Here is a 1,614-nt window from a genome sequence, read left to right as displayed (position 1 = left end):
AATAGCTTTGCTGAAGTCAGAGAGGGCTAAATCGTATTTCCGCAAGTCTCTGTGAAGAAGCCCCCGATTGTAGTAAGCCCCAGCATCATTAGGATTAATTTTAATAGCTTTGTTCCAGTCAGCTAAAGCTAATTCGTATTTTTCTTGGAGACGGTAAAGAAGCCCCCGATTGTAGTAAGCCTTAGCATCATTAGGATTAATGTCAATAGCTTTGCTGTAGTCAGAGAGGGCTAAATCGTATTTTTTTTGGTTTTGGTAAAGAACCCCCCGATTGTTGTAAGCCTCAGTAAAATTACGATTAAGTTCAATAGCTTTGTTCCAGTCAGCTAAAGCTAATTCGTATTTTTTTTGGTCATCGTAAAGAACCCCACGATTGTAGTAAGCCATAGCATAATTAGGATTAAGTTCAATGGCTTTGTTCCAGTCAGAGAGGGCTAATTCGTATTTTTGTTGGCGACGGTAAAGAATCCCTCGATTGACATACCAAGCAGCACGGGGAGCGAGATGAATTGCCTGAGTAATCGCCGCTAATCCCTCATCATAGCGTTTTAATCGACTTAATACTGCGGATTTCTCGTTATAGTGATTGGGGTTATTGGGAACCAGAGAAATCGCCTGATTAATCACCGTTAAGGCTTGCTCATAATTTTCTAAATAGCGATAAACTGCACTTTGCTGTTGTAAAATACTACTGTGAAAGTTCTTTAAATCTTCCCGTTTAGGTAAGGTATTAATCGCTTGTTGCAAAGCTTCTATAGCTGGTTGAGCTTTACCTAACTCACCTAACGCTAATCCCTTCCCATACCACGCTAAATAGACATTCTCGGGGTCATTTTGCTTAATCGCTTCATCAAAGGCTTTAATTGCTTCCTCAAACCTGAATAACCGCCATAATTGTCCTCCCCTTTCTATCCAAATATCCGCCTTCGCATTGGTATTAGGAACAATAACACCAGTAATCGCTTGAATAATTTCTTGTTGTTGTTGCGGACTAACTTGGGGTTGAGCAGTGGTTAATAATTGCGGTTTTACCTTCAATCTTTCTTGCAATCCGATAAAAGTGCTAATGGGAATCCCTAAACTAAACCCTAACTGAATTTTCCCTACCCCTGCTCCTTCTGAACGTCCATGAATCCCTATTACTCTCCCCTGGGAGTCTAAGACTGCACCACCACTCATTCCCCCAAATGTGATGCTAGTATAAACTAATTCATAGCCTCCGGTTAAAGAACTGACACTTTTTAATACTGCCCCTTGTTCATTGCTTAAGTCACTTTGGCGGGTTAGTAGTAATCCCATTTCTTGATCTTTGATTCTACCTCCACTAAACAACCATTTCGAGGGATTGTCGCCAATTTTGGGGAAGCCTGCCGCAAAAACAAAATCATCGGTATTTGGGTTATAATTCGCTATTTCCGCAACGGGATAATTGTCTCGGCTTTCAAACTGAAAAACTGCTAAATCTACCCCTTTCTGCCGGATGATGGTGCTTTTCTCGATGTTTCGAGTTTTGCCGTCGCTGGTGACGACGGTGTAGGTGTAATCAGCACAGCTGTCGGTGCGTGCCATTTCTCCGCAAAGGACGTGATCGGCGGTTAGGACGGTGTAAATATT

The 1,614-nt window shown here is 41.8% G+C and carries 1 protein-coding gene; it reads right to left on the bottom strand.

What is annotated here, in order from left to right:
- A partial coding sequence (locus tag O9290_RS19470) for a tetratricopeptide repeat-containing S1 family peptidase (RefSeq protein ID WP_288087403.1) occupies positions 1-1,614 on the bottom strand: 1,614 nt, incomplete at both ends.

The sequence above is a fragment of the Microcystis sp. LE19-41.2A genome, from assembly GCF_027530405.1.
GTDB classification, from domain to species: domain Bacteria; phylum Cyanobacteriota; class Cyanobacteriia; order Cyanobacteriales; family Microcystaceae; genus Microcystis; species Microcystis aeruginosa.
This window is presented reverse-complemented; position numbering and strand designations above follow the sequence as displayed.